Source organism: Anoxybacillus sp. J5B_2022, from assembly GCF_026847645.1.
Taxonomy (GTDB): domain Bacteria; phylum Bacillota; class Bacilli; order Bacillales; family Anoxybacillaceae; genus Anoxybacteroides.
Genome location: NZ_JAPSMC010000130.1, coordinates 1 through 1,914 on the forward strand (window position 1 = coordinate 1; position 1,914 = coordinate 1,914).

A 1,914-nucleotide genomic window follows, 5' to 3' on the forward strand; every position below is an offset into this window, starting at 1 on the left:
AATCAAACAGAAATCATGCTCTATAACCCTGTAAAGAATATCAAAGATGCGCTCCAGTCCGCGGTCAAACCATTCGAAAAGGACACGGTGCAAATTAGTAAAGAAGTGCGAGAAGCGTTTCAGCAATCGCCAAAATCAAACGATATAAAGAAAGCAAAAGAAGAAGCGCTGACTCGACAAATTCAACTATCTTTGTATAATATGGATAAAAACGTTCGTACTGTCGTCGTCCATAATCTGTCACAGGACATATACACGGCTTCAAAAAACAAAAGTAACAAAGGATGGTCCGCAGCAAAGGAACTAATCGATGTGGTCACCGACTTCGTCCCGGTGGTAGGTACGATCAAAGATGCCTATCGCTTGTATCAAGTGTTAAGCAATCCGAAATCCAATGCAAAAGATGTGGCCGAAGCGCTAGTTGGGTTTATTCCGGGACTAGGTGATCTAAAGAACATTGCGAAAGTAACAAATGCCATTAAGAAAGGATTTGATATCGATCCGAAAAAATTAGATCAGGCTGTGAGTATTATTAAGGGTACGGGTAAACCTTTACAAAAACATCATTATGCTACTGATAAAAGTAAAAAATATACTCCACAAATAGAGGCTATAACGAAAAAATATGGACTAGATTTGGATGACGTTTGGAATATAGAATTACTCCCCCATCAGGGAAGACATCCAGATGCTTATCACGAGTATGTGTTAAGCAATATTAGAACTTTTGATAAAATAGCTAAGGGGGATAAAAGGAAATTTTTAAGATTATTCGAACAATTAAAACAGGAAATTAGAAAGAACCCGGAGATGCTTTATAAAGATTATTGGAGGAAGAAATAATGAGATTTTATAAGTTGCTAATGGATGATAGTGATGATAGAGATGTAGTAGCATACTGTATAGATACAAAGGGATTTGAACAATATGAATTATCGGAAGGTAAGTATATTCATAATTGGAATAGAGAAATCACCTTTTATTTTGACCTTAAAGAAGGAGAAAGATTAACAGATTATTTAGCAAACAATTTAGGGTGGTTTATAGTTTCTGAAAGATTTAAAGCGATTTTAGAGGAAGTAGATGATGGTATACAATATCTGCCTATAAATGTAGTGAATAAAGGTGAAAACAAAATTTTAAAAGGTTTTTCGGTAGCTAACATTTTGAATGTTGTTGATGCATTAAACTTAGAAAATTCAGATTATAGTGTGTTTGAACTTGATGGTGAAAGTATATATAGTATAAAAAAATATGCTTTATGTAAGGAGGCGATACAATCAAAGCATATTATTAAACTCAAGGGTGATGAAATTCCAATATTCATATCAGAAGAACTTAGAGAATTAATAGAGAAAAATAATATAACAGGATGTGACTTTTTAGAAGTTAAAGTAATCTAAATAACCCGTGGTGCTAGTTGAGCGCTAGCGCAAGTGTGACAGTGAATAGACCAACAAGATGCCATCGAGTGCGACCTCAAACCCTGAAATGGAGTTGGCACGAATGTCTGTGATCCGATACTGGTCGGCAAGGACGGAGAACACCGTTTCGATCACTTTTCGTTTTTTCTTGAGCCATCTCTCCCATGATGCAGATGGGCGATGTTTCTGGTTTTTGCGAGATGGAGTCCAGAAGGCGATTTGATATTCCTCATATCGCTTTCTTTGTAAATCATTGCTAATAAATCCCTTATCTCCTAAATTGTAGGGATGAGGGATTTGCGTCATCACGGTTTCAGCGGCGATTCGATCGTGACAGGACGCTTCCGTCACCACGTATCCCATCGTCAGTCCTTGATCGGTCACTTGAAGATGAAACTTAAACCCGTAATACCACTGCTTTTTCGACGCACAATACCCGATGTCAGCGATACCTTGGAATCGTTGGACGCGATGTATTCTTGCGTGATGA

3 protein-coding genes are annotated in these 1,914 nt (G+C 37.3%); 2 read left to right on the top strand and 1 reads right to left on the bottom strand.

Annotated features, from left to right (window positions below):
* Both M4I42_RS16725 and M4I42_RS16730 read left to right on the top strand, forming a co-directional pair.
* Window positions 1-843: AHH domain-containing protein (locus tag M4I42_RS16725; RefSeq protein WP_268853166.1), on the top strand; the 843-nt coding region annotated here is incomplete at its 5' end.
* Window positions 843-1,403 (top strand): imm11 family protein, encoded by a 561-nt coding sequence (locus M4I42_RS16730; RefSeq protein WP_091703827.1) that lies wholly within the window; start codon window positions 843-845, stop codon window positions 1,401-1,403. The genes M4I42_RS16725 and M4I42_RS16730, both read left to right, overlap by 1 nt.
* Window positions 1,404-1,427: 24 nt before the next feature.
* Here M4I42_RS16730 and M4I42_RS16735 read toward each other — a convergent pair.
* Window positions 1,428-1,914, bottom strand: a 487-nt coding sequence (locus tag M4I42_RS16735) for an IS982 family transposase (RefSeq protein WP_268853167.1), incomplete at its 5' end; no start/stop codon positions are given.

Excerpts from the sequence above, each read along its gene's own strand:
- M4I42_RS16730 (WP_091703827.1), top strand. The coding sequence starts at position 843 with ATGAGATTTTATAAGTTGCTAATGGATGATAGTGATGATAGAGATGTA.